Source organism: Brevundimonas sp. (assembly GCF_035998205.1).
In the GTDB taxonomy this organism is placed as follows: Bacteria; Pseudomonadota; Alphaproteobacteria; order Caulobacterales; family Caulobacteraceae; genus Brevundimonas.
This window is the reverse complement of sequence record NZ_DASYHT010000006.1, coordinates 623,138-645,574: the sequence shown is the minus strand read 5'-3', so window position 1 is coordinate 645,574 and position 22,437 is coordinate 623,138. Positions and strand designations below refer to the sequence as shown.

The window sequence follows — 22,437 nt, the reverse complement described above, 5'->3', positions numbered from 1 at the left end:
GACCGCGATCAGGGTTCGGCGTGAGGCGCAGGTGCGGCGGGATCACGGCCGATCCTTGCGGCGGCGGTAAGCTCGGCGAGGCGCGCGGCCTCCTCGTCGGACAGCGGCTCCGGCTCGGGCGCGCGGCGCCGACGGGCCCAGACGAGCAGCCCGGCCGCGGCCCCGCCGGCGATCAGGAAAGGGACCAGCCACAGCAGCAGGGTCTCGGCCCGGAACGGCGGGGTGAACAGCACATAGTCGCCGTAGCGCCGCACCAGCTCGTCGCGGATCTGCTGGTCGGTCTGCCCCGCCGCCACCTGCTCGCGCACCCAGGCGCGCATGTCGCCGGCGACCCCGGCCGGCGAATCGGCGATCGCCTCGTGCTGGCAGACGACGCAGCGGATGTCCTCGAACAGGACCTGGGCGCGCGCCTCCTGGGCCGGGTCGGCCAGAGGCCGGTCCGGCGCGGCGGGCGGCTCGGCCTGGGCCGTCAGCATGACGCCGGCGACCAGGGCGAACAGCAGCCGCCGTCTCACGCGGCGGCCTTTCGCGGCTGGACCGGGGTGGTGCGCAGGCGACGGTCGGCGAGGCTGACCAGCCCGCCGAGGGTCATCAGCGCCGTGCCGAGGAAGATCAGCCGCGCCCACGGATTGTAGTGCACGCGCAGGCTCCAGGCCTGCTGCCCGTCTGCACCGGCGCGGCGCTCACCGATGACCACATAGACGTCGTCCAGCCCGCGGAAATCGAGCCCCACCTCGGTGGTGGTCTGGCCGCCGACCGGGAAGAAGCGACGCTCAGGCGTGAGGTCGCGCGCGGCCGAACCGTCGGTGCGGGCCACGGTGACCCGTCCCTGCTCGGCCAGATAGTTCGGCCCCTCGACCACGCCGACGCTGTTGAGGGTGACCGCGTAGGGGCCGGCCGTGACGACGCCGCCGGGCGAGACCACGCCCTGGGCCTCGATCTTGAAGCTGGTCTCGACCACGGCGCCGAGCAGGAAGACGCCCAGACCGGCGTGGGCCAGGGTGGTGCCCCAGGCGCCCATGGGCAGTCCAAGGGTGCGGCGGCGCACCTCCGGCCAGGGGGCGCGGAACAGCCGCACCCGCTCGGCCACCTCGCTGAGGGCCCCGGCGATCAGCCATACCCCGAGGGCGACGCCGAAGGCCGCCAGCGCCTTGCCGAGGTCGTGCAGGGCCAGGGTCGCGAGCCCGGCGGCGAGGGCCGCCAGCGCCGCCCACATCAGCCGCTGGCCGACGCCGCGCAGGTCGCCGCGCTTCCACGCCAGCAGCGGCCCGGCCGGCAGGATGAGCAGCGCCGCGGCCATCAGGGGCGAAAAGGTCAGGTCGAAATAGGGCGGGCCGACCGAGATGGTCTGGCCGGTCGCCGCCTCGAGTATCAGCGGATAGAGGGTGCCGAGCAGCACCGTCGCCGTGGCCGCGGCGAGGAAGATGTTGTTGAGCACCAGCGTCGCCTCGCGGCTGACCGGGGCGAACACGCCGCCGCCGCTGAGGGTCGGGGCGCGCCAGGCGAACAGGGCGAAGGCCGCGCCCGCGGCGACGCCGAGAATGCCCAGCAGCACCATGCCGCGCTGCGGATCGACGGCGAAGGCATGCACGCTGGTCAGCACGCCCGACCGCACAAGGAAGGCGCCGAGGACCGACAGGCTGAAGGCCGACAGGGCGAGAAAGACGGTCCAGGCCTTGAGGCTGCCGCGCCGCTCTGTGACCACCGCCGAATGCAGCAGGGCCGCGCCCGCCAGCCAGGGCATGAAGGAGGCGTTCTCGACCGGATCCCAGAACCACCAGCCGCCCCAGCCCAGCTCGTAGTAGGCCCAGAAGCTGCCGAGCGCGATGCCGGCGGTCAGGAAGGCCCAGCTGGCGAGGGCCCAGGGCCGCACCCAGCGGCCCCAGGCCGCGTCCACCCGCCCCTCGGCCAGCGCCGCCACGGCGAGGGCGAACGGCACCGAGAAGCCAACGTAGCCGAGGTAGAGCATGGGCGGGTGGACCGCCAGCGCCGGATCCTGCAGCAGCGGGTTGAGCGACTGGCCCTGCACCGGCGCGGGATCGAGGCGGTTAAAGGGGTTGGAGGTGAAGACGGCGAAGGCGAGGAACAGGGTGGTCAGGGCCCCCTGCGCCGCCGTCGCCGAGGTGCGCAGGCGGAACGGCAGGCCACGGCCCAGCGCCAGCACGGCGCCGAAGCCGGCCATGACCAGGCACCAGAGCACCAGCGAGCCCTCGTGGCTGCCCCAGGCGCCGGCCACCTTGTAGAACATCGGCTTGTCGGTGTGGGAGTTGGCCGCGACGTTGCTGACCGAGAAGTCGGACACCACGAAGGCGTAGATCAGGGCGGCGAAGGCCAGGGCGGCGGCTGCGGCGGAGCCGACCATGGCCCCGGTCGCCGCGCCCGACAGGCCGGGGCTGAGGCGCAGCCGGCCGGCAAGCGCCAGCCCCGTCGACGCCATCATCAGAACCAGCGACAGGATGAGGGCGAAGGCCCCGGCCTCAACGATCACGGCGTCTCGCTCTGCAGGGCGCGCAGCGGCGCCGCCTCGCCGGTCTCGGGACGCCACTCGCCCCGCTCCTTCAGGCGATCGGCGATCTCCCGCGGCATGTAGGTTTCGTCGTGCTTGGCCAGCACCTGCCGCGCCTCGAAGGTGCGGTCGGCGCGGAAGACGCCCTCGGCGACGATGCCCTGGCCCTCGCGGAACAGGTCCGGCAGGTCACCCTGGTAGACCACCGGCGTGGTCGCCCCGCCATCGCCAACCACGAAGCGCACCTGACCGTCTGTCCCGTGGGACACGCTGCCGGCCTCGACGAGGCCGCCGAGCCGCATCAGCCGGCCCTCGGGCGCCGCTTCGGGCGTGGCCTCGGCCGGGGTGACGAAGAAGGTGACGCGGTCGCTCATGGCCCACAGCGAAAGGCCGACGGCGAGGGCGAGCACCGGCGCGATGGCCGTGACGATCCACAGCCGCCGGCGCGCCTTGGGAGATTTGGGAAGCCAGCTCATGTCCGCCCGCCTGATAGGCGCGGGCGCGCCCGGGGGGAAGGTGTCACGACGCCGCCTCCAGCCGCGCGATCAGGTCCGCGCGGCGCGGGTCGGAGGGCGAGAGCACGTCGATCAGCGGCCCCCACATGGCGCGCGCCTCGTCGAGGTCGCCGCGCTGCAGCGCCAGCTCGCCAAGGAAGTAGCGCGCCCCGCCCTGCTGCGGGTCGAGCCGGATGGACTCGCGGAAGGCGGCCTCGGCGTCGCCGCCGACGGTCCCTTCGGCCGCTCTTACGAGGGACTCGCCCAGCCGGGCCCAGGCCTGGGCGTTGTCCGGCTGCAGGGTCACCACGCGCCGGAAGGCCGAGGCGGCCCCGAGCGGATCTCCGGCGGAGAAGCGCGCGGCGCCGAGCATGGCCTGGGCTTCGGGATCGGTCGGGCGCTCCGCCACCGCCGCGGTCATCACCGCGGCCAGCTGGTCAGGCTCGAGAAGCTCAGGCGTCTCAGCCCATTGCGCAACGCGCACGGCGTGGGGCTGATCCGGATAGCCCGGCGCGCCGAACACCAGATACAGGCCGAGCGCCGCGGCGGCCGAGGCGGCAGCGGCCCCTGCGGCCCAGAGCCGGTCGCGCGGGCGGGGGCGGAGCGGCGCCGCGCCGACGGGCGTCTCGCGCAGCAGCCGGCGGGCGGCCTCGGCATGGGCCACGGCGTGGGCCTCGTCGCTCATCAGGCCGCGGGCGCGCAGGCGCTCCAGCTCATCCAGCTCGTGCACAGGGTCAGTCGCGCCGGCCGGCATGTCCTCGCCGCGCCGCGCAAAGATCAACAGGGTCCAGGCCGCGAGCGCCGCCGCCAGGCCGGATAGCAACCAGAAGGCCGTCATGGCCTCCGTCTAGGCGATCGCGCCTGACGACGCCATGCCTGCGTCACTCAGCCGGGCGTCGAGGCGCCGCACCACCGCACGGGAGAGTTCCTTCTCGCCGATGGCGCGCAGCACGTCCGCGGCGCGACGCAGCAGGTTCGGCCCGTTGGGCCCGGCCTCGGTCGGCTTGAGGACGCCCTTCTCGGTGAATTCGACGAGGTGGCTGATGACCGCCTTCATGGTCGCCTGCCGCACGCCTTCCACGCCGAACTCCGTCAGGGTGACGCGGGCCTGGTCGATGGCCCCCAGCAGGTTCATCGCCGCCTCGATCTCCGGGGCTTCGGCCGGAGCCGTCAGGTCCGGCGAGGCGGAGGCCGTCTTCGGGGCCAGCTTCGGGCGAACGAGCGGGAAGCAGCGCTCGACATTGTCGGAGCCGGTCTCCAGCGCGGCGACGGCCTGGCGTTCCAGGCGCAGCTGCATGTCCTGCACCGCGGCGCCCCAGGCGCTGCCCGGCTCCGGCTTGACCGTGAGGCGCATCTCCCGGAGCACGTCAGCGCACCAGCCGATGGCGGAGACCGTGGCGCGCACCTGGTCACGCGCGGGCGCCGCGACAAAGGCCTCGACCGCCGCCACCCGGGTCTCCGTGGCCGCCAGCAGGGTGTCGACGAACGGCCCGAGCTCGGAGTTGGAAAGCACATCGCTGTGCGCCGCCGCCTCGGCGCTCAAGGTCAGGATGCGTAGCACCGGCGGGGCCTCGGGCATGTGCGCGAACATCAGCTCGACCAGACGCTCCGGCCCGTCCGGATGCTGTTCGGCGGCCTGGGCGAAGAGTACGCGCAACTCGGCCACCTGATCCTCGTCCGGCCGCTGTATCCACTGCTCGAGGCGCTCGGCCGCGCGCCGCATCAGCGGGGCCAGCTCGAACAGCCGGGCCAGACGCTCACGCCGGACCTCCGGGCCATCCGGCCAGCAGACCTCGGGGGTCTCGCGCAGGGCGCGGGCGGCGGCGCGCAGGAACTGGTCGCTGATGCGGTGGATGACGGCATCCTCGGTGCCGATCATGTCCAGCCGCTCGGTCAGACCCGGCTCCGGCACGCTGGCCAGCTTCCAGAGTCGGGCGAGCGTGCGACGGGGATAGACCTCGGTCGGGAAGCCATCCGCGCGAGCGTCGAACAAGGGAATCACGGGCCCGAAGGCGATGGCGCGGCGCTCGCGATCACGGCCTTCCAGCGCGATCATCTGCGCCAGGGCCTCTGCGCGGGCGCTGTGCATCAGGGACACGGCCTCGGCCAGACGCGTCAGCACCGCGTCCGGGACCATCTCGACCAGCTGCGCGACACCGGCCGCCTGGGCGGCCGTGAGGGCGGACATTCCGAGCTCCCCAAACTCAGGAAGGCGATATCTTGGGCCCGTTGGGTTAATGAATGCTCTGTCGCGGCCGGCTCAGGCCTCGGCCGCCGGCAGCTCCAGCACAGCCTTAAGGCCCCCGAGCTCGCTCTCGGCGAGGGTCAGTCGCCCGCCGTAGGCGCGCGTCAGCTCGTCGACGATGGCCAGCCCGAGGCCGGAGCCCGGCGTCGCCTCGTCGGCCCGTGCGCCACGCCGCAGGATCTCGGCCCGCTGGGCCTCGGGAACCCCGCGACCGTCGTCCTCGACCACCACCACCAGCCGGCCGAGACCGGCGGGCCCGGCGACGACGCGGACCCGGCGGCGCGACCACTTGCCGGCGTTCTCGATCAGATTGCCCAGGATCTCCTGCAGGTCCTGCCGCTCGCCGCGGAAGCACAGGTCCTCCGGTGCGCGCCAGTCGATCTCGAGGTTCTTGTCCTGCAGCACCCGCTCGATCATCACCGCCAGCTCGTCCAGCACCTCGGGTACGGAGGTGCGCTCGCCGCTGGACTGGGCGCGCGCGGCGGCGCGGGCGCGGCGCAGGTGGTGATCGACCTGGTTCTTCATCACGTCGGTCTGGCGGCGGACCAGATCCGGCAGCGCCCCCTCCCGGCCATTGACCTCGGCCAGCAGGACCGACAGCGGGGTCTTCAACGCATGCGCCAGATTGCCGACATGGGTGCGCTGCCGCTCGACCACCTCGTGATTATGCTCCAGCAGCCGGTTGACCTGTTCGGCCAGCGGCTGGATCTCGCGCGGATAGGGGCGCTGCACCCGCGCCGCCTTGCCCTTGCGGACGTCGGCGATTTCCGTCTGCAGGTCGTAGAGCGGACGCAGCCCGATCCGCACCTGGAACAGCACCGCCGCAATCAGGCCGACGCCCAGCAGCCCCAGCGCTGTCCATGTCAGCCGCGCGAACTGGGCGGTGTCGATGTCGATGTTCGACCGGTCGATGGCCGCCAGGTAGACGACCCGGTCGCCGCGGCTGGCGATCTCCTTGAGCGTGGCGGCCACCCGCACCGGCTCGTCGTTCGGGCCGATGTCATTGTAGGTGATGACGGCCCCGGGCGAGGCTTCGAGCCGCTCGTAGAGCCCGGCCGGAATGTAGAGATCGGAGTCCCACAGCGAGCGGGACCGGGCCACCGGGCGAAGCCCGCCCTCCCCGTCGGGCACGGCGATGGTCCAGTACTTGCCCGAGAAGATGTCGAGCGTGCGCTGGTCCATGATCTGCGGCGTCTGCGCCACGTCGGGCGCCCGGGCCGAGGCCACCACGAGGGCGTCCAGCGTGGTGTTGAGCACCCCGCTCAGACGGCGAAGCCCGGACTCCTGGAACTGGGACGTCAGCACATAGCCGGTCAGGACCAGCGCCGCGGCGATCCACGCCGTGGCCAGCCAGATGAGGCGCAGGGTCAGGGAGCGGCCCGGACGGACCACCCCGACCGGCCAGCGCAGCCCCGCCGGCAGCCGGATCACGCCGCCTCGGTCTCGCCGGCCAGCGGCGTCAGGCGGTAGCCCAGCCCGCGCACCGTCTCGATCCGGTCCGGCCCGATCTTCTTGCGCAGCCGGCCGACGAACACCTCGATGGTGTTGGAGTCGCGGTCGAAGTCCTGGTCGTACAGGTGCTCGACCAGCTCGGTGCGGCTGATGACCCGGCCCTGGTGCATCATCAGATAGTGCAGCAGCCGGTACTCGAGGCTGGTCAGGCGCAGGGGCTCGCCCGCGACGCTGGCCCGGGCCGCGCGCGGATCGAGCCGGAGGCCGCCGCAGGTCAGGGTCGCCTGGGCGTGCCCGGCCGAGCGCCGCAGCAGCGCCCGCAGCCGCGCCAGCAGCTCCTCCGTATGGAACGGCTTGGTCAGATAGTCGTCAGCGCCGGCGTCGAAGCCCGAGACCTTGTCCGACCAGGCCCCGCGCGCCGTGAGGATCAGCACCGGCGTGGTCTTGCCCTCGCGGCGCCAGCGCTCCAGCACCGACACGCCGTCGATCTTGGGCAGGCCGAGATCCAGCACCACGACGTCATAGGGCTCGGTGTCGCCAAGGAACCAGGCCTCCTCGCCGTCGGGGGCATGATCCACGGCATAGCCGGCGTCGCCGAGCGCCGCCTTCAGCTGCCGCGACAGGTCGGCATCATCCTCAACCAGAAGCACGCGCATTCATCGCTCCTCGAGCACACGGGCCGTGCGCGCATCGACGGTGATATCGACGACGCGGCCTCCGGGATACTCCCACTGGATCACATAGACATCGCCGCGCGGCTGCACCCCGCCCGGGACCATGCGGCCCGGTCGGCCGGCGGCGACCCGGCGCAGCAGCTCGCCCAGCTCCATGCGACGGCCCTCACGGGTCTCCTCGCGCGCCTCGCTCTGGCGCAGCTGGGTGACGAACGGACTGCGCACCTGGGCCTCGGCCGCCCCGGCGGGCAGCGTCCAGAAGACACCCCCGAGGGCGAGGGCCGCAAGCGGGCCGGAAAGGCGGAGAAGATGGCTCATGCCGTTAGGTCTAGGGACACGGCGCTGAATGCCGGCTGAACAGTCACTCTAGCCGCTCTTCAGGCGGCGGTGGAACGCGGGGCAAGCCGCAGCCGGGCCTCGACGGTCGTCACCGCCCGCCCGCCGAGGATGACGCGGTCGCCCTGCATCCGGGTCAGGATGTCGCCGCCTCGCCCCGGGAAGGCCTGGAGGAAGCGCACCTCCGCCCGGCCGAGGCGATCGGCGTACAGGGGCGCGAGGATGCAGTGGGCCGAGCCCGTCGCCGGATCCTCGGCCACGCCCGAGCCCGGGGCGAAGAAGCGGTCGACGACATCGCAGGCCGGGACGTCCGACAGGGCCGCCACGACGATGTTGCCCTTGCCGCCCGTGGCCTCCCCGGCGATGCGGTGCAGCGCCCCGATGTCCGGCGTCAGGCCGCGGACCGTGGCGGCGTCCGGCAGCAGCGCCACCACATAGCGCGCCGCCCAGACCTCGACCGGCTCGATTCCAAGGGCCTCGGCAAGCCCCTCCGGCACGTCCGTGCGCTTCGGCGGGTCCGCCGGGAAGTCCATGGCGTAGCCCTCCCCGTCGCGGCGAACGATCAGCGGCCCGGACAGGGTCTCGAAGGTCAGGGCGTCGGCCGCGACGCCCAGCTCGGCGAACAGCACATGGGCCGAGGCCAGGGTGGCGTGCCCGCACAGCTCGACCTCCATGGTCGGGGTGAACCAGCGCAGATCGAAGCGCGCCGGATCGGCCGTGCGGCGCAGGAAGGCGGTCTCCGCCTGGTTGTTCTCCATCGCCAGCGCCTGCATCCAGCCGGCGTCGGGCCAGACGTCGAACGGTTCGACCACGCAGGCGGGATTGCCGCGGAAGGGGGCCGCGGCGAAGGCGTCGACGGTCCACTGGCGCAGGTTGGGGCGCAGGCTCATGCGGCGGTCTCCGGGTCGATGATGGTGAGTTCGGGCCAGCGCGCAGTGGCCGAGGCGACGACCCGGTCCCAGCCGCGGGCGACGCCCCGCGTCGGGTTAGGCCGCAGCACCATGCCGAACAGATCGTCCAGCCCGAACGGCGCGGCGACGCTGATCGTGTCGTCGGCTTCCAGCCGCACCCCGACCGCGAAGGCGGGGCAGACGAAGCGCGCCAAGGCCTCGTCAGTCGAGGTCAGGGCGGTATAGGGCTCGCCGAATCGCTGCTCGAACCACAGGTGCACCCGCGCCTGGTTGCGCACCTCGACCAGCGGCGACAGGTCGGCGTCGAAGGCGGCGGCGACCCGGCGGATCACTGTATCCTCGGCGTCCCAGCTGGTGTCCGGGTCGAAGTAGCCGATATCGAAGTCCTTCAGCCCATAGTCCGGCGCGCGCCCGGTCCGGGCGTTCCACACCGTCTGGAACACGGCGCCGGAGAACAGTCGCCAGTCCGGCAGGCCGAGGGCGCGTGCATTGGCCAGCACCTGCATCACGCGGGGGCTGTCGCGCAGGCAGGCGACGAGGGCGGCGGCGTCGCTCATCTCGGGGTCATCACCAGCCAGGGCGTGGGCGCGCGGCGCCACTCCCACATGGCGATCAGCTGATCGAGGCCGCTCAGCGAGGTCAGCCAGTCCGGGCGGGCGCCGAGGCGCGGGGCGTTCGCCACCACCTCGATGGCGTGGCTCGGGGCGAACCGCGCGAGCAGCCGGTCCTTCACCCCGGGCCGGAAGATGTCATGGGTCTCGACAATCAGCCGTACGGTCTTCAGCGCCGGCCAGGTCTCGGGGTGGAGCAGATCGTCCTCCGCGCCCTCGGCGTCCATCAACACCAGGGTGTCGGCCCCGGCCACGGCAGCGAAGTCCTCGCCGCGGAACAGGCCGCCGACCTTCACCCGGTCCGCCACGCCGTTCATCTCCGCCAGCCGGGCGCAGGCGTCCTGCGCCTTCGGGTCGACGTCGTGGGCGTACACCACGACCTCGGGCAGCAGCCGCGCCAGACCCACGGCGTAGTGGCCCTCGGCGCAACCAATATCGATCACCCGCGTCAGACCGACATCGCGCAGGACCAGAAGATGGGGGTGCAGTTCCTGCTCATAGGACCCCAGCAGCACCGGGGCCAGGCAACCGAAGGTGGCGTAGTCGTGATAGGCCATGCCCGCGAACGGCCCGGCCTGGATGACCGCGCCGTCGCGCTGGACGATGGCCCGGGCGATGCGCTTGGAACGCCAGCGCGCCATGGCCTCCAGCAGGCGGTTCAGACCCGCCTCGTGGTGCAGGTCCTCGCGCGCAGCCCAGTCCCTGGCGAAGGTGGTGTAGTGGGCGTCGAGCGGGCTCATCGGTCGCGCACCGGCCAGCCGTGATCCAGCGGGCCGTGGCCGCCGCCCAGGCCCGGGGCCCGACGGATGGCCTCGGCGACATAGGCCCACGCCTCGGCCACCGCCTGCTCCAGCGGCAGTCCCCTGGCGAGGCCCGCAGCGCAGGCGCTGGCGAGAGTGCAGCCGGTGCCGTGGGTGTGGCGCGTCTCGACGCGCGGGCCTTCCAGCACGGTCTCGCCGGTCGGCGTCAGCAGCAGGTCGAGAACCGTGTCCCCCGGCACATGACCGCCTTTCATCAGCACCGCCCGGGCCCCCAGGGCCAGCAGCGCCTCCCCGGCCTTCCGCTGGCCGTCGAGATCGCGCACCTCCAGCCCGGTCAAGGCCTCGGCCTCCGGCGCATTGGGGGTCAGCAGCGCCGCGCGCGGAATCATCAGGTCGCGCACGGCGGCCACGGCGGCCTCGGCCAGCAAGGGATGACCGCCCTTGGCCACCATGACCGGATCGACCACTGCCGGGGCGGCGCTGGTGTCCAGAATGGCGGCGACCCGCTCGACCACCTCCACCGAGCCCAGCATGCCGGTCTTGATCGCATCGGCGCCGATGTCGTCGAGCACGGCCCGGGCCTGGGCCTCAATCAGGTCCAGCGGCAGCGGGTGGACGCCGTGCACGCCGAGGGTGTTCTGCACGGTGATGGCCGTGACCGCCGTGGCGGCGAAACCGCCCAGCATCGTCACGGCCTTCAGATCGGCCTGCAGCCCGGCGCCGCCGCCGGAGTCCGATCCGGCGATGATCAGGACGCGGGCGGGCCGGCTTGCGCTCCCGCTCGCGCCACGGGCGCTCCCGTCTTCAGCGGCGGACGCGCTCATGCCGGCGCCCCCGAGAACAGCTTCAGACCGACGATGCCGGCGACGATCAGCACAATGCAGGTGATGCGAACCGCCGTGGCCGGCTCGCCATAGACCACCATGCCGACGGTCGCGGCGCCGACGGCGCCGATGCCGGTCCAGATGGCGTAGGCCGTGCCGATCGGCAGCTTCTGCGTCGCCAGCCAAAGGAAATAGAAGCTGGCCAGCATGGCCACACCGACCGCGGCCGAGATGAGCGGACGCTGCAGGCTGACAAACTTGAAGCCGGAGGCCCAGACGATTTCCAGCAGGCCGGCGATGGCCAGGGCGATCCAGGGATTGAGGGAGGACAGGCTCATCCCCGCCAGATGGCCGGGACCGGCGCCGAGGGCAAGAGCTACGGCCGAGAGCGTCAGACGTCGTCGCTGTAAAGCGCCGCCTGCACCCGCAGCGCCTGCACCGTCTCGCGCACATCGTGGACGCGGAGGACCGCCGCCCCCCGGGCCGCCGCCGCCAGCGCCAGCGCCAGCGAGCCGCCCAGCCGGTCCCTGGCGTCGCTGGCCGCCGGGTCCACCGCCGCGATCAGGCGCTTGCGGCTGGCCCCGTAGAGCACGGGGAAGCCCAGCGCGGCGATCCGCTCCAGCGCGGCGGTCAGCTGGAGCCCTTGCGCCGGCGTCTTGCCGAAGCCGATGCCCGGGTCGAGCCACAGCCGCTCGCGCGCCACTCCCGCCGCCATGGCCCGGTCGGCGCGGGTGGCGAGATCGGCGGCGACCTCCGCCACCACGTCGCCGTCGGTCGGATCGACATGGGCGAAGTCGCCGGGGCGCAGCCCGTGCATCAGCACCACCTCGCAGTCGAGCTCGGCCGCCACCGCGACAGAGTCCGGGGCGAAGGCCAGACCCGAGACGTCGTTCCAGATCGTCGCCCCGGCCGCGACCGCCGCGCGCGCCACCTCGGGCTTCATCGTGTCGATGCTGATCGGTCCGTCCCAGCGGGCGCGCAGGCCGGCGATGACCGGGACCGTGCGGGCGATCTCCTGCTCCGCCGTCACCGGGGAAGCCCCCGGCCGCGTGCTCTCGCCGCCGATGTCGAGGATGTCGGCGCCCTCAGCGACAAGCTGCAGCCCATGCGCCACCGCCGCCTCGACCGAGCCCAGCCGCCCGCCGTCGGAGAAGCTGTCCGGCGTGACGTTGACGATGCCCATGACCCGCGGGATCACGGCTTCGCCTTCTGCGGATGGGGCGTTTCTCCGCGCGCCAGCATGGCGGTCAGGTCGGCTATCTTCGTCTTGCGGCCGGCCTCGGTCTTCATCTGCGTGGTGCGAAAAATCAGGGCGAAGCGGTTCTGGGCTGACAGCACGGCGAAGAGGGCGCTGGCCCGCGGGTCGGCGTCGATGGCGGCCTGCAGGTCAGCCGGCATCTCGGCGTCCTTCACGCGATAGGCCGCATCCCAGCGGCCATCGGCCCTCGCCGCCTCGACGTGCTTCAGGCCGTGCGGCGTCATATGGCCCGCCTCGATCAGCGCGCCGACCTTGTCGACGTTGATCCTCGACCAGCTGCTCTTCGGCTTTCGCGGCGTGAACCGCTGGAGGAAACTGGCCTCGTCGAAGGTCTTCTTGATCCCGTCGATCCATCCCCAGCACAGGGCCGCATCCACCGCGCCGCTCCAGTCAATCGAGCGCAGGCCGGAGCCCTTCTTGTGGATCTTGACCCAGATTTCGGTCTCCCGGTCGTGGTTCTGCGCCAGCCAGTCATGGAAAGCCGCGAAGTCCTCGAACGGCCGTACGCGCGCGGGGTCGACGTGCATCTGCGCCATCAACCTCGCCTCCCGATCAGGCCGCCCAGCGCCTCCAGATAGGCGGCGAACGCCAGCCGGCCGGACTCGGTTATGGAGATGCGGGTCAGGGGCTTGTTGTTCACGAAGCTCTTGGCGATGGCGACATAGCCGGCCTCCTCCAGCTTCTTCAGGTGCACCGACAGATTACCCTGGGTGGCCTCCAGCACCGTCTTCAGCTCGGTGAACTCGGCCGTCTCGACATCGGCCAGATAGACCATGATCCCCAGCCGCATGCGGCCGTGGATGACCTCGTCGATCCTGCCGAGATCGCCCAGCCCCATGGCGTCAGTCCGCCGCCCGCGTCTGCAGGGCGCCGCGGATCATGATCCAGCCCGGGAGGGCGAACAGCAGGAACAGGGCGGCCGTGCACAGATAGAGATAGACGTCGCTCTGGCGCACGAGCAGGCCGAGGGCGACTGCCGTGACCCAGCCGCCCGCCGCCGTCGCCAGCATCCACGCCCGCCGCTTGAGGTTCCAGGCCACGAACCAGGCGGCCGCCTGGGCGGCAAAGATGATGGCGGGGTAGTAGAGCCAGACGGCGAAATCCTGGTCGCGGGCCGAGCCGACGCCGAAGATGACGATGACCGCCAGATTGACCATGCCGGTGGCCGTGAAGGCGGCGTTCATGGTGCGGGTGGCGAGGGGGCCGTGCGCCACCTTGTGCTTGCGATCCTCGCGCACCGCCCAGGCGAGGATCGCGCAGAAGACGACGCTGATGCCGGCGATGAACAGCAGGCTCGGGACGGCCGGCCACAGGATCCAGCCGTGCATCTGGGCGATATGAAACAGGCACTGCACGCCGTAGAGGATGCCGCCCGCCATGTAAGCCACGCCCATGGTCAGCATGCCGCGGCCGCTGGCGCCGCCCTCGACGATGGAACGGAGGAAGGCGAGGTCCGCCTCCGGGGTGGTGGTGCGGGACGGATCGATCATGGGAATCTCCGGGCTCCGGCGGATCATTGGCGTGGACGAGCGTCGGGGTCTTGGCAAGCTATTCGGCGGGCGTCGCAGCGGGGACGCGTTGCCGCCACGGAACCCGGCGGCCGTTCAGCCAGCGGCCCATGAAGCTGTGGCGGATCAGCAGTTCGTAGGTGAGCAGGCAGACGGCGAGGACGCCCAGGGTCACGCCGCCAAGCTTCAGCCACCACGGCGCGGCCCAGTCCTGCACCTGGACCTGGGCCAGCATCACCAGCGGCAGGTGCAGGATGTAGACCCAGTAGGAACTGTCGGCGAGATAACGTCGCATCGGGCTGTGGCCTGACAGGAAGTGCAGGCAGAGCGCCATGACGGCGAAGGCGGAGGCGTAGACGGCCACGGCCATGACGGCGGCCGCGAGCGCCTTGGCGACAGTGGGCTCGGCCATCGGGGTCAGCATCGGTCCGCCGGCGAGGGCGTAGCCCCAGACGCCGGACGCCACCGCCGCGAGCAGGTAGACCGGCCAGGCGCGGGCGATGCGATCCAGCAGGTCGCGCCGGCGATCCAGCAGAACCCCGAGCCCGAAGGCGAGTCCGAACCCGGTCAGGGCGGCGGCGTTCGGGATCAGGCCGGCGTCGGGCGTCGGCACGGCGAAGAAGACGACCCACTGCGGATCGAGCCAGAAGGCGATCGCCAGCGGCGCGGCGAGGACGACGGGCGTGTGCCAGCCGATCAGCGCGCCGGTGACGCGGTCGACGATCCCGCCCCAGGCCCCCTGCCGATCCAGCGCGGCGAAGGGTGCGCGCAGCACAAGCAACGCCACGCAGAACAGGCTCAGCACATACAGAAACCACAGGTGGGTGAGCGGAAAGTTGGTCCAGTCGTAGGTCGGCGGCGGCGGGGCCGGCGCGCCGGGGGTGACCATGCCGTTGGCCCAGGCGTTCCAGACCAGGGCCGTGATGATCCCGGCCATGGCCGGGAACCAGAAGACCAGCAGCGGCCCCGTGATCCGGATGGCCCGGTCCTTCGCAAACCCGAGCCAACCCCGGCGGGCGATCATCATGTGGGCGAACAGGCCGGCGATCATGAAGAAGGCCGTCATGCGGAACAGGTGGATGGCGAAGAACAGCCACGCGGCCCCGATCGACCGGCTGGCGTCATGGGTGATCCAGGTCTGGTCCGGAAAGAAGGAGAGGCTGGCGTGCAGCAGCACCCCCAGCAACAGCGCCCCGCCGCGAAGGGCGTCGAGTCCGTGCAGGCGGTCAGTGGTCGGTCCGGTCATGGCGTCTCCCCTTGTGCAAGGGGACTGATACGTCAGACTTGTTTGTATTGCAAACTAGTTGGCCGTATTCGACCAAATGGGAGGGGCTGCGTTGCGGCTCGCTCTCCGTCTGGAGACGAAAAAGGGGCGGCCCCGTCGCCGGAGCCGCCCCAGATCAGGCGCTGCAATGTCTGTCGGCGCGCGCCCCGCTCAGTGCACCGTTGGCGGCACGCTGGCGGAGACGGTCTGACCGGCCGGGGCCGGGGTGATCGGCACGGCCACCGACGGCCCGGCGTTGGGGAAGTTGTTCTCGTCGCGGTTCGGCTTGAGCCCCTTCTCCAGCAGATCGCGGATCTCCTCGCCGGACAGGGTCTCGTATTCGAGCAGGGCCTGGGCGAGGGCTTCGAGGTCGTCGGCCTTCTCGGTCAGGATGCGGCGCGCCTCATCCCAGCCGGAGTTGACGATGCGCTTGACCTCCTCGTCGATGATCCGCGCGGTCTCTTCCGAGACATTCTGGCTGCGCGCCACCGAGTGACCGAGGAACACCTCTTCCTGGTTCTCGCCATAGGCCACGGTGCCGAGACGGTCGGAGAAGCCCCAGCGGGTGACCATGGCGCGGGCCAGCTTGGTGGCCTGTTCGATGTCCGAGCTGGCGCCCGAGGTGATGTTCTCCTTGCCGAAGATCAGCTCCTCGGCGACCCGGCCGCCGGCCATGATGGCGATGCGGTCGATCATCTGCTGGAACTTCATCGAGTAGCGGTCGCCCTCGGGCAGCTGCATGACCATGCCGAGCGCGCGGCCGCGCGGCACGATGGTCGCCTTGTGCACCGGGTCGGCCATCTTGACGTTCATGGCGACGATGGCGTGCCCGCCCTCGTGATAGGCGGTCAGCCGCTTCTCTTCCTCGTTCATGGCCATGGACTTGCGCTCGGCGCCCATCATGACCTTGTCCTTGGCGTCCTCGAAGTCGCGGTGCGTGACCATCCGCCGGTCGCGGCGGGCCGCCATGAGGGCCGCCTCATTGACCAGATTGGCCAGATCGGCGCCCGAGAAGCCGGGCGTGCCGCGCGCGATGGTCTTGACGTTGACGTCGGCGGCCAGCGGCACGTCCTTCATGTGCACGCGCAGGATCTTCTCGCGGCCCGAGACGTCCGGATTGGGCACCACCACCTGACGGTCGAAGCGGCCGGGGCGCAGCAGCGCCGGGTCCAGCACGTCCGGACGGTTGGTGGCGGCGATCAGGATGATGTTCTCCGAGGCCTCGAAGCCGTCCATCTCGACCAGCAGCTGGTTGAGGGTCTGCTCGCGCTCGTCATTGCCGCCGCCGAGGCCCGCGCCGCGGTGCCGGCCGACCGCGTCGATCTCGTCGATGAAGATGATGCAGGGAGCATTCTTCTTCGCCTGTTCGAACATGTCACGCACCCGGCTGGCGCCGACGCCGACAAACATCTCGACGAAGTCCGATCCGGAGATGGAGAAGAAGGGCACGCCGGCCTCGCCGGCCACGGCGCGGGCCAGGAGGGTCTTGCCGGTGCCCGGAGGACCGACCAGCAGGGCACCCTTGGGGATCTTGCCGCCGAGGCGCTGGAACTTGCCCGGATCCTTGAGGAAATCGACGACCTCCTGCAGCTCCTCCTTGGCCTCGTCGACGCCGGCGACGTCCTCGAACATCTTGCGGCCCTTGTGCTCGGTGAGCAGCTTGGCCTTCGACTTGCCGAAGCCCATCGCCCCGCGGGCGCCGCCCTGCATGCGGTTCATGATGAAGAACCACAGGCCGACGATCAGCAGCAGCGGCAGGATCCCGGACAGGATGCCCACCCAGATCGACTGGCGGGTCGAGCGCACGTCGATCTGCACGCCCGAGGCGTTCAGCTTGTCGACCAGCTCGGTCGCCGGCAGCGGCACCGTCGAGGTGAAGCGACGCTCGTCCTTGAACACGCCCTCGATCCGGTCGCCGTGCAGCTGCACCGACTGGATATCGCCTGCCTCCGTGCGGCGCAGGAGCTCGGAGTAGGTGATCTCGGACGGGCGGCCCGAGGCCGCGGCGGTTCCGCCCGCGCCGGTCGCCGGGTTCGTCGCCACGGCTCCGTTCGAGCCCATGGCGGCGTAGATGCCGAACATGGCCAGGATGATCACGGCGAAGATCGCCATATTGCGCAGGTTCATCGAACGCCTCAGGACTTCTCGACCGGCGTGGGGACGCCGTCATCGTCCAGACATAGGGCGCCTTCAGCTCCGGCGCCATCTTGCGGCCGGCAGAGGTCGCGTTCGTGCGGCGTTTCGCCCGTCGCCATGGCGAAGCGGCGCCGCACCAGAGCCTCGACCGTTGCGCCCCGTATCGCCAGACGCACGTCGCCGCCGGCGTCCTCGATCAGCGGCGCGGCGGGGCGAAGCGCCGCCGGCCAGCGCGCCAGGGCGTCACGGTCTTCGCGTCGCAGCCGCGCCAGTCGCCCCCGGGCGGGGACCAGGCGCCCTCCATGTCCCGTTGCTGTGACCTCGAGCCGGCCATCCCAGACGGTCGGCTGGCCCGGCGAAAGGGAGGCGACCGGCGCGCCGCGGCGCACCCATTCGCCGGTCTCGCGCACCAGCAGCAGCCGCGCCCCCCGGGCGATGATCCGGGCGCCGGCAAGGGTCGCGACCAGATCCGCGCCCGGCTCCGTCAGCCGGGCGGCGAGCCCGGCCAGCCGGTCGCCGCGCGGGGTCCCCTCCCCGCCCCCGACGCAGACCACGGCGGCGGCGAGCGCGCGGCCGTCGAGCGTGCGGGGCAGGCCGAGCGCGCCGGTCGGCAGAGCCTCGACGCCGACGAGCGGGACCGGTTCCGGCGGCAGGACCTCCGGCGCGACGGCCTCGCCCGCCGCAATGGCCGCCCGGGCCCGCGCCCGCGGATGGACCGGATCGACGTTGGCCGGATCGTCCAGCCACGCGACGCCGCGCGACGCCAGCCAGGCGCGCAGGTCGGCCCGCGCCACATCGATCAGCGGCCGCAGCAGCATCAGGCCGCGCCCCTCTGGCCAGACCGGCGACGGGCTCCAGTCGCGCAAGCGGCCCAGCGTGCCCCCCTGCGCCCGCAGCCACGCCGCCTCGCGCCGGTCGTCGAGGGTGTGGCCAGTGAGGATGACCCGGGCTCCGGCCGCCCGCGCGGCCTCGGCCAGGAGACCATGCCGGGCCCGCCGCGCCGCGGTCGCCTGTCCCCGCATCGGCTTGTCACGGCGCCAGACCAGCGGCGTCCAGGGCACGCCGAGGGCGCGGGCGTGCGCCCCGGCGGCGGCGGTCCAGCCGGCGCTGTCCGGGTGCAGGCGATGATCGACGGTCAAGGCGACCAGGCGGCGGCCCATCCGTCGCGCCCAGCTGTCAGCCATGTGCAGCAGGGCGACCGAGTCGCCGCCCCCGGACAGGGCCACGGCGACCGGGGCCGTGTCGTCCGTCAGCAGGCGCGCGTCGAGGCGGGCCGCGGCGGCGACCGCCGGGTCGGGGGTCAGGTGCAGCTGGCGCGGGTCCGCAGCTGGCCGGCGCGGGTGCGCAGGGCGGCGGGCGCCCCCTCGGCGTAGCGCCGGGTGAACTCGCCCAGCGCCCCGCACGCCTGGGTGCGGCGGTCGGTGGCGATCAGCCCCTCGGCCAGCTTCAGCGTGGTCTCCGCGGCCCAGGCGGCGCGCGGCCAGCCCTGCAGGGCCGCCGCCCAGGCCTGGACGGCCCCGGCGTCATCGTCGGCCGCCGCGCGCAGGTCGCCGAGGCGCAGGTTGGCCTCCCGCGCCTGGGGCGTGTCCGGCCAGGTCACCGCCACCGTCTCCAGCGCCCGGGCCCCGCGACGGGCGTCGGTGCGGGCGAGGCTGACCGCGGCGGTCAGATCCTGCGCGGCGTCCCCCGTGGGCGAGTTGGCCGTGATCGGCCCGTTGAGCGCGGCTTCCTCGCGGGCGGCCTCGGCGGCGCGCTCCAGCTCGCCGATACGGCGCTCGGCATCGGACAGGCGGCGGCGCAGGGCCGCGTTGTCCTCGCGCGCCTCATCCACCGCGAACGTCAGGCGCTCGAGGTCGGCGTTCACCCGCTGCACCGTGGCTTCCATGTCCGACAGCCGTCGGTCGAGGTTCTGGGTCTGGCCCTGCAGGGCGATGGTCTCGGGATCGGGTTCCAGCAGCACCGGCTGGCCGGCGGCGTTGCGCTGGGTCACGGCGCGCTCGAGCCGGCGCACATTGCGGTCCAGCCGGTCGAGGGCGCGACGGTCCCACTCCACAGGGGCCAGCGGCGCGGTCTGGGCGACGACGAAGGTCCCGGCAGCCGTCAGCAGGGCGGCCGAGACGAGGGCGATCCGGGCGGTCATTCCGAGCTTCATGGCTGTCTAGCTCCCATCCCTTTGCGGCCGAGGCAAGGCCCTGTCAGCCGGTCAGCCCCAGCAGAATCACCACAACAAGGAACAGGGCGATGGTGAGGTTGCAGAACATCAGCAGCGCGAGGGTGCGCCAGAAGGCCGAGAAGCCGCGCAGGCCGTAAGCCCCCTTGAGCTGGGCGAACATGTGGAAGGGCGGCGCCAGCCACAGCAGACCGGCCACGGCCGCACCGATCATCGGGATCTTCGCCGCCCAGCCTGCCATCATGAACAGCAGCGCCATAAAGGTCAGCGAGTACAGCACGAAGACGCCGTGATCATAGAGCGTGAAGCCGCGCTTCCACAGGAACAGAAGCGCGACAAACGGGATGGAGATTGGCACAAGCAGAAAGGCGAACTTGTACATAGTCTGCTGGATCTTGTAGAGCGCAAGGTCCGGATTGTTCAGCTTCTTTCGAATTGCCTTGTCGAAACTCTCGATGCCGATGTTTACCTCGAGACGTCCGTCGCGACTGGCGTCGACGACGTTGGCCTGCCAGCTGCCGGGCGTCAGACCATCGGCGCGCGCCTCTCCGGTCCCCGCGGCCTCGCTGCGCAGTTGCCCCTCCAGCGCCGTAATCACCCCTCGCTGAGCCTGGATCATGCCCGGCGGGGGGGCTTCATCGCCTTGCGCCGCCTCAAGGGCGTCCAGTTCAGCGCGCGCCTCGACGAGGCTCGCCTCCAGCTGGGCCCGCTGCTCGGGCGAGGCCGGCTCCTGCGGCATGCTGACGAAGCCGCCGCCGAAGCTCATGATGAAGAACATCAGGAAGACGGTGAACAGGAACAGCGCCAGGGGCGAGACGTAGCGGGTGCGGCGTCCCTGCACCCACTCCCGCGTGAGGCGCCCGGGGTTGAACACCAGCAGCGGCAGGGTGCGCCACGCCCGGGTGTCGAAATGCATGACCCCGTGCAGCACCTCCTCGCCGAGGTGCAGCAGCGAGCGGTGCACGTGGGTCGGCTGGCCGCAGTTGGCGCAGAAGTTTCCGGAAACCGGCTCTCCGCAGTCGGTGCAGCTCGAATGGGCCTCGCCGGCGTGGCCCGTGGGCTTCTCGATCGCGCCGCCGACCAGCCCTGCCGTCACCGCGCCGCCCGCTGCGTCGATATCCATCTGTGAACTCCCCCGAGACACATGGATTGTGCGGCGCCGCAGGAGAGCGGTCAAAAAGAAAGGGCGGCCGAAGCCGCCCTTCCCGATGCCGTGTAAGGGCGCTTACTGGGCGCCGGAGACGATGGCCGTGCCGGCGTTGCGGTTACGGGCCCAGGCCTCTTCGTTCGAGCCCTCGGCGATCGGCCGCTCCTTGCCGTAGCTGATGGTGTCGATCCGGCCCGCGGCGACGCCGCGCTCGACCAGGTAGGCGCGCACCGACTCGGCGCGACGCGCGCCGAGAGCGAGGTTGTACTCGCGGGTGCCGCGCTCGTCGGCATTGCCCTCGATACGGACGCGAACGCCCGGATAGCGCTGCAGCCACTGGGCCTGGGCGTTCAGGCGGGCATAGGCCTCCGGCTTGATCTGGTAGCTGTCGAGGTCGAAGTAGACGCGGTCGCCGACGTTGACGACGAAGTCCTGTTCGGAGCCCGGGCGCACCGGGGCGATGGCGCCGCCATCGACGTTGGTGCCGCCGCCGCCGTTGTAGACCGGATTGTTCTGGGGCGGCGCATCGACGGCGCCTTCCGGGGCCGGGCGCGGGGCGCAGGCGGCCATGGCCGCCAGAGCGACGCCGACGAGGGCGAGGCGGGCGATCGAGTTGGTCATGGTCATCTCCCTGATGGTCCCGTGGACCGTGGTCTATGATTGCGCCTAAAGGCGAAGCTTCCGTTCAGGCAACTGGTGTTCGACAGGATAACGCGGAAGTTATCCCCAAGGCTCCGCCCCGATCAGGCCGGACAACTGTCAGGCGACTGGTTGAGGCCGAGATTGGCGGGCGGTGCGTCCAGCAGCGGCGACCAGGCGGGGTCCTCGCCGCGGCCCTCGTAGCCGGCTCGACCGACCACCCGTCCGGTGACGTCGACCATCCAGAGCTGGGTGTTCCCGTTGCGCGCCTTGCGAGCGTACATGAGATAGCGCCCGTTCGGGGCCCAGGACGGGCCCTCCTCGAAATAGCTGGACGACAGCAGCCGCTCGCCGGACCCGTCCGGCGACATCACACCGATGTGGAACTGGCCGCCCTGTTGCTTGACGAAGGCGATCAGGTCGCCGCGCGGGCTCCACACCGGCGAGGTGTAGAGGCCGCCCCCACGGCTGATCGGCCGCTGGCCCGAGCCATCGACGTTCATGACGTAGAGCCGGGCGTTGCCGCCCCGGTCCGAGTTGAAGACGATGCGGGCGCCGTCCGGCGAGAAGGACGGCGAGGTGTCGATCCCGGGATCCGAGGTCAGGCGCCGCGTCTGACGGGTCCGCAGGTCCATCACATGGATGTCGGTATTGCCGCCGCGGATGATGGAAAAGGCGACCTTGGCGCCGTCCGGCGAGAAGCGCGGCGCAAGCACCTGGCCGTCAAACTCGCCGAGGCTTTCCCGCCGGTTGGTCGCGAGGTTGAGCAGATAGATGCGGCTGTAATCGCGCCCGAGGCCGACATAGACCACCTCGTTGGAGTCCGCCGAGAACCGCGGCGACATGATCACCTCGTCCCCATCGGTCAGGTAGATCGGGTTGAACCCGTCCTGGTCGACGATGGCCAGACGGCTGACGCGCTCCAGCTGCGGCCCGCTCTCGGCGACGAACAGCACCCGCGAGTCGAAGAAGCCGCTCTCGCCGGTCATGCGCTGGTAGATGACGTCGGAGATCTTGTGCGCGATCCGGCGCCACTGCTCGGGTGTGGCGGTGAACTGATAGCTCACCAGCTGGCAGCGGCGGTACGGATCATACAGGCGGAAACCGACGTCGTTGCGCCCATCCGCGCGCGGCGTGACCGAGCCATAGAGCACCGCCTGGGCGCCGATCTGGGTCCACAGCGGGAAGTCCGGCGCATTGCCGAGATTGAGATCACGCTGCAGGAACCCGGCCGGGTTCATCGGTTCGAAGAAGCCGGACCGGCGCAGGTTGGTGCTGATCACCTCGCTGATCTGGTCGCCGAACTGGCCGCTGAACGGGGCGACGGCGATCTGCAGCGGCCGCAGCACGCCCTCGTCGACGATCACTTCCTGGGCCGGTGTCTGGGCCGGCGTCTGGGCCAGCGCCGTGAGCGGCGCCAGCACCAGCAGGGCGGCCCCGGCCGTCAGCACTCTCTTCAAGATCATCGCGCTCCTCCGTATCAGCGACACCCTGGCCGCCG

General features: G+C 71.6%; 24 protein-coding genes. All 24 read right to left on the bottom strand.

The window, feature by feature from the left end:
• Positions 1 to 8: 8 nt before the first annotated feature.
• The 24 genes from VGN74_RS13200 to tolB all read right to left on the bottom strand — a co-directional run bounded on the left by VGN74_RS13200 (position 9) and on the right by tolB (position 22,384).
• Complete coding sequence (locus VGN74_RS13200) at positions 9 to 515, bottom strand: cytochrome c-type biogenesis protein (RefSeq protein WP_327448943.1); 507 nt, start codon at positions 513 to 515, stop codon at positions 9 to 11.
• Positions 512 to 2,488 (bottom strand): heme lyase CcmF/NrfE family subunit, encoded by a 1,977-nt coding sequence (locus VGN74_RS13195; RefSeq protein WP_327448941.1) that lies wholly within the window; start codon positions 2,486 to 2,488, stop codon positions 512 to 514. Before VGN74_RS13195 ends, VGN74_RS13200 begins: the two co-directional genes overlap by 4 nt.
• Positions 2,485 to 2,982, bottom strand: a complete 498-nt coding sequence (gene ccmE, locus VGN74_RS13190) for a cytochrome c maturation protein CcmE (protein ID WP_327448939.1) — start codon at positions 2,980 to 2,982, stop codon at positions 2,485 to 2,487. Before ccmE ends, VGN74_RS13195 begins: the two co-directional genes overlap by 4 nt.
• A gap of 43 nt (positions 2,983 to 3,025) precedes the next feature.
• Positions 3,026 to 3,838 (bottom strand): c-type cytochrome biogenesis protein CcmI, encoded by an 813-nt coding sequence (gene ccmI / locus VGN74_RS13185; RefSeq protein ID WP_327448937.1) that lies wholly within the window; start codon positions 3,836 to 3,838, stop codon positions 3,026 to 3,028.
• Between the two features lie 9 nt (positions 3,839 to 3,847).
• Positions 3,848 to 5,188: a hypothetical protein gene (locus tag VGN74_RS13180; protein ID WP_327448935.1), complete on the bottom strand. Its 1,341-nt coding sequence runs from the start codon at positions 5,186 to 5,188 to the stop codon at positions 3,848 to 3,850.
• 72 nt (positions 5,189 to 5,260) lie between these two features.
• A complete protein-coding gene (locus VGN74_RS13175) occupies positions 5,261 to 6,676 on the bottom strand; it encodes a sensor histidine kinase (protein ID WP_327448933.1) in 1,416 nt (471 codons plus the stop codon).
• Positions 6,673 to 7,353, bottom strand: a complete 681-nt coding sequence (locus VGN74_RS13170; RefSeq protein WP_327448931.1) for a response regulator transcription factor — start codon at positions 7,351 to 7,353, stop codon at positions 6,673 to 6,675. Before VGN74_RS13170 ends, VGN74_RS13175 begins: the two co-directional genes overlap by 4 nt.
• Positions 7,354 to 7,689 carry a hypothetical protein gene (locus VGN74_RS13165; RefSeq protein WP_327448929.1) on the bottom strand — a complete coding sequence of 112 codons (336 nt, stop codon included), beginning with the start codon at positions 7,687 to 7,689 and terminating at the stop codon, positions 7,354 to 7,356.
• A gap of 59 nt (positions 7,690 to 7,748) precedes the next feature.
• Positions 7,749 to 8,579 (bottom strand): PhzF family phenazine biosynthesis protein, encoded by an 831-nt coding sequence (locus VGN74_RS13160; RefSeq protein WP_327449507.1) that lies wholly within the window; start codon positions 8,577 to 8,579, stop codon positions 7,749 to 7,751.
• A 14-nt stretch (positions 8,580 to 8,593) separates the two neighbouring features.
• Positions 8,594 to 9,175: a nucleotidyltransferase family protein gene (locus tag VGN74_RS13155; protein WP_327448927.1), complete on the bottom strand. Its 582-nt coding sequence runs from the start codon at positions 9,173 to 9,175 to the stop codon at positions 8,594 to 8,596.
• The gene (locus tag VGN74_RS13150; protein WP_327448925.1) at positions 9,172 to 9,969 is read right to left on the bottom strand and encodes a hypothetical protein; all 798 of its coding nucleotides are present in this window, start codon (positions 9,967 to 9,969) and stop codon (positions 9,172 to 9,174) included. Before VGN74_RS13150 ends, VGN74_RS13155 begins: the two co-directional genes overlap by 4 nt.
• Positions 9,966 to 10,814 carry a bifunctional hydroxymethylpyrimidine kinase/phosphomethylpyrimidine kinase gene (gene thiD / locus VGN74_RS13145; RefSeq protein WP_327448923.1) on the bottom strand — a complete coding sequence of 283 codons (849 nt, stop codon included), beginning with the start codon at positions 10,812 to 10,814 and terminating at the stop codon, positions 9,966 to 9,968. The genes VGN74_RS13150 and thiD overlap by 4 nt, the downstream gene beginning before the upstream one ends.
• Complete coding sequence (locus VGN74_RS13140) at positions 10,811 to 11,152, bottom strand: multidrug efflux SMR transporter (RefSeq protein WP_327448921.1); 342 nt, start codon at positions 11,150 to 11,152, stop codon at positions 10,811 to 10,813. The genes thiD and VGN74_RS13140 overlap by 4 nt, the downstream gene beginning before the upstream one ends.
• A 53-nt stretch (positions 11,153 to 11,205) precedes the next feature.
• A complete protein-coding gene (folP, locus tag VGN74_RS13135) occupies positions 11,206 to 11,997 on the bottom strand; it encodes a dihydropteroate synthase (RefSeq protein WP_327449504.1) in 792 nt (263 codons plus the stop codon).
• Positions 11,998 to 12,008: 11 nt separating this feature from the next.
• Complete coding sequence (locus VGN74_RS13130; RefSeq protein WP_327448919.1) at positions 12,009 to 12,608, bottom strand: YdeI/OmpD-associated family protein; 600 nt, start codon at positions 12,606 to 12,608, stop codon at positions 12,009 to 12,011.
• Positions 12,608 to 12,910, bottom strand: coding sequence for a transcriptional regulator (locus VGN74_RS13125; protein ID WP_327448917.1), 303 nt, complete (start codon positions 12,908 to 12,910; stop codon positions 12,608 to 12,610). Before VGN74_RS13125 ends, VGN74_RS13130 begins: the two co-directional genes overlap by 1 nt.
• Positions 12,911 to 12,914: 4 nt before the next feature.
• Complete coding sequence (locus tag VGN74_RS13120; protein WP_327448915.1) at positions 12,915 to 13,562, bottom strand: hypothetical protein; 648 nt, start codon at positions 13,560 to 13,562, stop codon at positions 12,915 to 12,917.
• Positions 13,563 to 13,620: 58 nt separating this feature from the next.
• Positions 13,621 to 14,826, bottom strand: coding sequence for an acyltransferase family protein (locus VGN74_RS13115; protein ID WP_327448913.1), 1,206 nt, complete (start codon positions 14,824 to 14,826; stop codon positions 13,621 to 13,623).
• Between the two features lie 189 nt (positions 14,827 to 15,015).
• Complete coding sequence (ftsH, locus tag VGN74_RS13110) at positions 15,016 to 16,971, bottom strand: ATP-dependent zinc metalloprotease FtsH (RefSeq protein WP_327448911.1); 1,956 nt, start codon at positions 16,969 to 16,971, stop codon at positions 15,016 to 15,018.
• Between the two features lie 8 nt (positions 16,972 to 16,979).
• Positions 16,980 to 18,284: a tRNA lysidine(34) synthetase TilS gene (gene tilS, locus VGN74_RS13105; RefSeq protein WP_414643575.1), complete on the bottom strand. Its 1,305-nt coding sequence runs from the start codon at positions 18,282 to 18,284 to the stop codon at positions 16,980 to 16,982.
• Positions 18,281 to 19,132 carry a tol-pal system protein gene (locus VGN74_RS13100; RefSeq protein ID WP_327448907.1) on the bottom strand — a complete coding sequence of 284 codons (852 nt, stop codon included), beginning with the start codon at positions 19,130 to 19,132 and terminating at the stop codon, positions 18,281 to 18,283. The genes tilS and VGN74_RS13100 overlap by 4 nt, the downstream gene beginning before the upstream one ends.
• 43 nt (positions 19,133 to 19,175) lie before the next feature.
• Entirely contained in the window at positions 19,176 to 20,273 is a 1,098-nt protein-coding gene (locus VGN74_RS13095; protein WP_327448905.1) for a DUF3667 domain-containing protein, read from the bottom strand.
• A gap of 102 nt (positions 20,274 to 20,375) precedes the next feature.
• Entirely contained in the window at positions 20,376 to 20,918 is a 543-nt protein-coding gene (gene pal, locus VGN74_RS13090; protein ID WP_414643565.1) for a peptidoglycan-associated lipoprotein Pal, read from the bottom strand.
• Between the two features lie 122 nt (positions 20,919 to 21,040).
• Complete coding sequence (tolB, locus tag VGN74_RS13085) at positions 21,041 to 22,384, bottom strand: Tol-Pal system beta propeller repeat protein TolB (RefSeq protein WP_414643574.1); 1,344 nt, start codon at positions 22,382 to 22,384, stop codon at positions 21,041 to 21,043.
• Positions 22,385 to 22,437 lie beyond the last annotated feature (53 nt).

Bases quoted from the DNA above. Each gene is read 5' to 3' on its own strand.
- ccmE (WP_327448939.1), bottom strand. From the start codon at position 2,982: ATGAGCTGGCTTCCCAAATCTCCCAAGGCGCGCCGGCGGCTGTGGATC.
- ccmI (WP_327448937.1), bottom strand. From the start codon at position 3,838: ATGACGGCCTTCTGGTTGCTATCCGGCCTGGCGGCGGCGCTCGCGGCC.
- VGN74_RS13180 (WP_327448935.1), bottom strand. From the start codon at position 5,188: ATGTCCGCCCTCACGGCCGCCCAGGCGGCCGGTGTCGCGCAGCTGGTC.
- VGN74_RS13170 (WP_327448931.1), bottom strand. From the start codon at position 7,353: ATGCGCGTGCTTCTGGTTGAGGATGATGCCGACCTGTCGCGGCAGCTG.
- VGN74_RS13165 (WP_327448929.1), bottom strand. From the start codon at position 7,689: ATGAGCCATCTTCTCCGCCTTTCCGGCCCGCTTGCGGCCCTCGCCCTC.
- VGN74_RS13155 (WP_327448927.1), bottom strand. From the start codon at position 9,175: ATGAGCGACGCCGCCGCCCTCGTCGCCTGCCTGCGCGACAGCCCCCGC.
- VGN74_RS13150 (WP_327448925.1), bottom strand. From the start codon at position 9,969: ATGAGCCCGCTCGACGCCCACTACACCACCTTCGCCAGGGACTGGGCT.
- thiD (WP_327448923.1), bottom strand. From the start codon at position 10,814: ATGAGCGCGTCCGCCGCTGAAGACGGGAGCGCCCGTGGCGCGAGCGGG.
- VGN74_RS13140 (WP_327448921.1), bottom strand. From the start codon at position 11,152: ATGAGCCTGTCCTCCCTCAATCCCTGGATCGCCCTGGCCATCGCCGGC.
- folP (WP_327449504.1), bottom strand. From the start codon at position 11,997: ATGGGCATCGTCAACGTCACGCCGGACAGCTTCTCCGACGGCGGGCGG.
- VGN74_RS13130 (WP_327448919.1), bottom strand. From the start codon at position 12,608: ATGGCGCAGATGCACGTCGACCCCGCGCGCGTACGGCCGTTCGAGGAC.
- VGN74_RS13125 (WP_327448917.1), bottom strand. From the start codon at position 12,910: ATGGGGCTGGGCGATCTCGGCAGGATCGACGAGGTCATCCACGGCCGC.
- VGN74_RS13120 (WP_327448915.1), bottom strand. From the start codon at position 13,562: ATGATCGATCCGTCCCGCACCACCACCCCGGAGGCGGACCTCGCCTTC.
- VGN74_RS13115 (WP_327448913.1), bottom strand. From the start codon at position 14,826: ATGACCGGACCGACCACTGACCGCCTGCACGGACTCGACGCCCTTCGC.
- ftsH (WP_327448911.1), bottom strand. From the start codon at position 16,971: ATGAACCTGCGCAATATGGCGATCTTCGCCGTGATCATCCTGGCCATG.
- VGN74_RS13100 (WP_327448907.1), bottom strand. From the start codon at position 19,132: ATGAAGCTCGGAATGACCGCCCGGATCGCCCTCGTCTCGGCCGCCCTG.
- VGN74_RS13095 (WP_327448905.1), bottom strand. From the start codon at position 20,273: ATGGATATCGACGCAGCGGGCGGCGCGGTGACGGCAGGGCTGGTCGGC.
- pal (WP_414643565.1), bottom strand. From the start codon at position 20,918: ATGACCAACTCGATCGCCCGCCTCGCCCTCGTCGGCGTCGCTCTGGCG.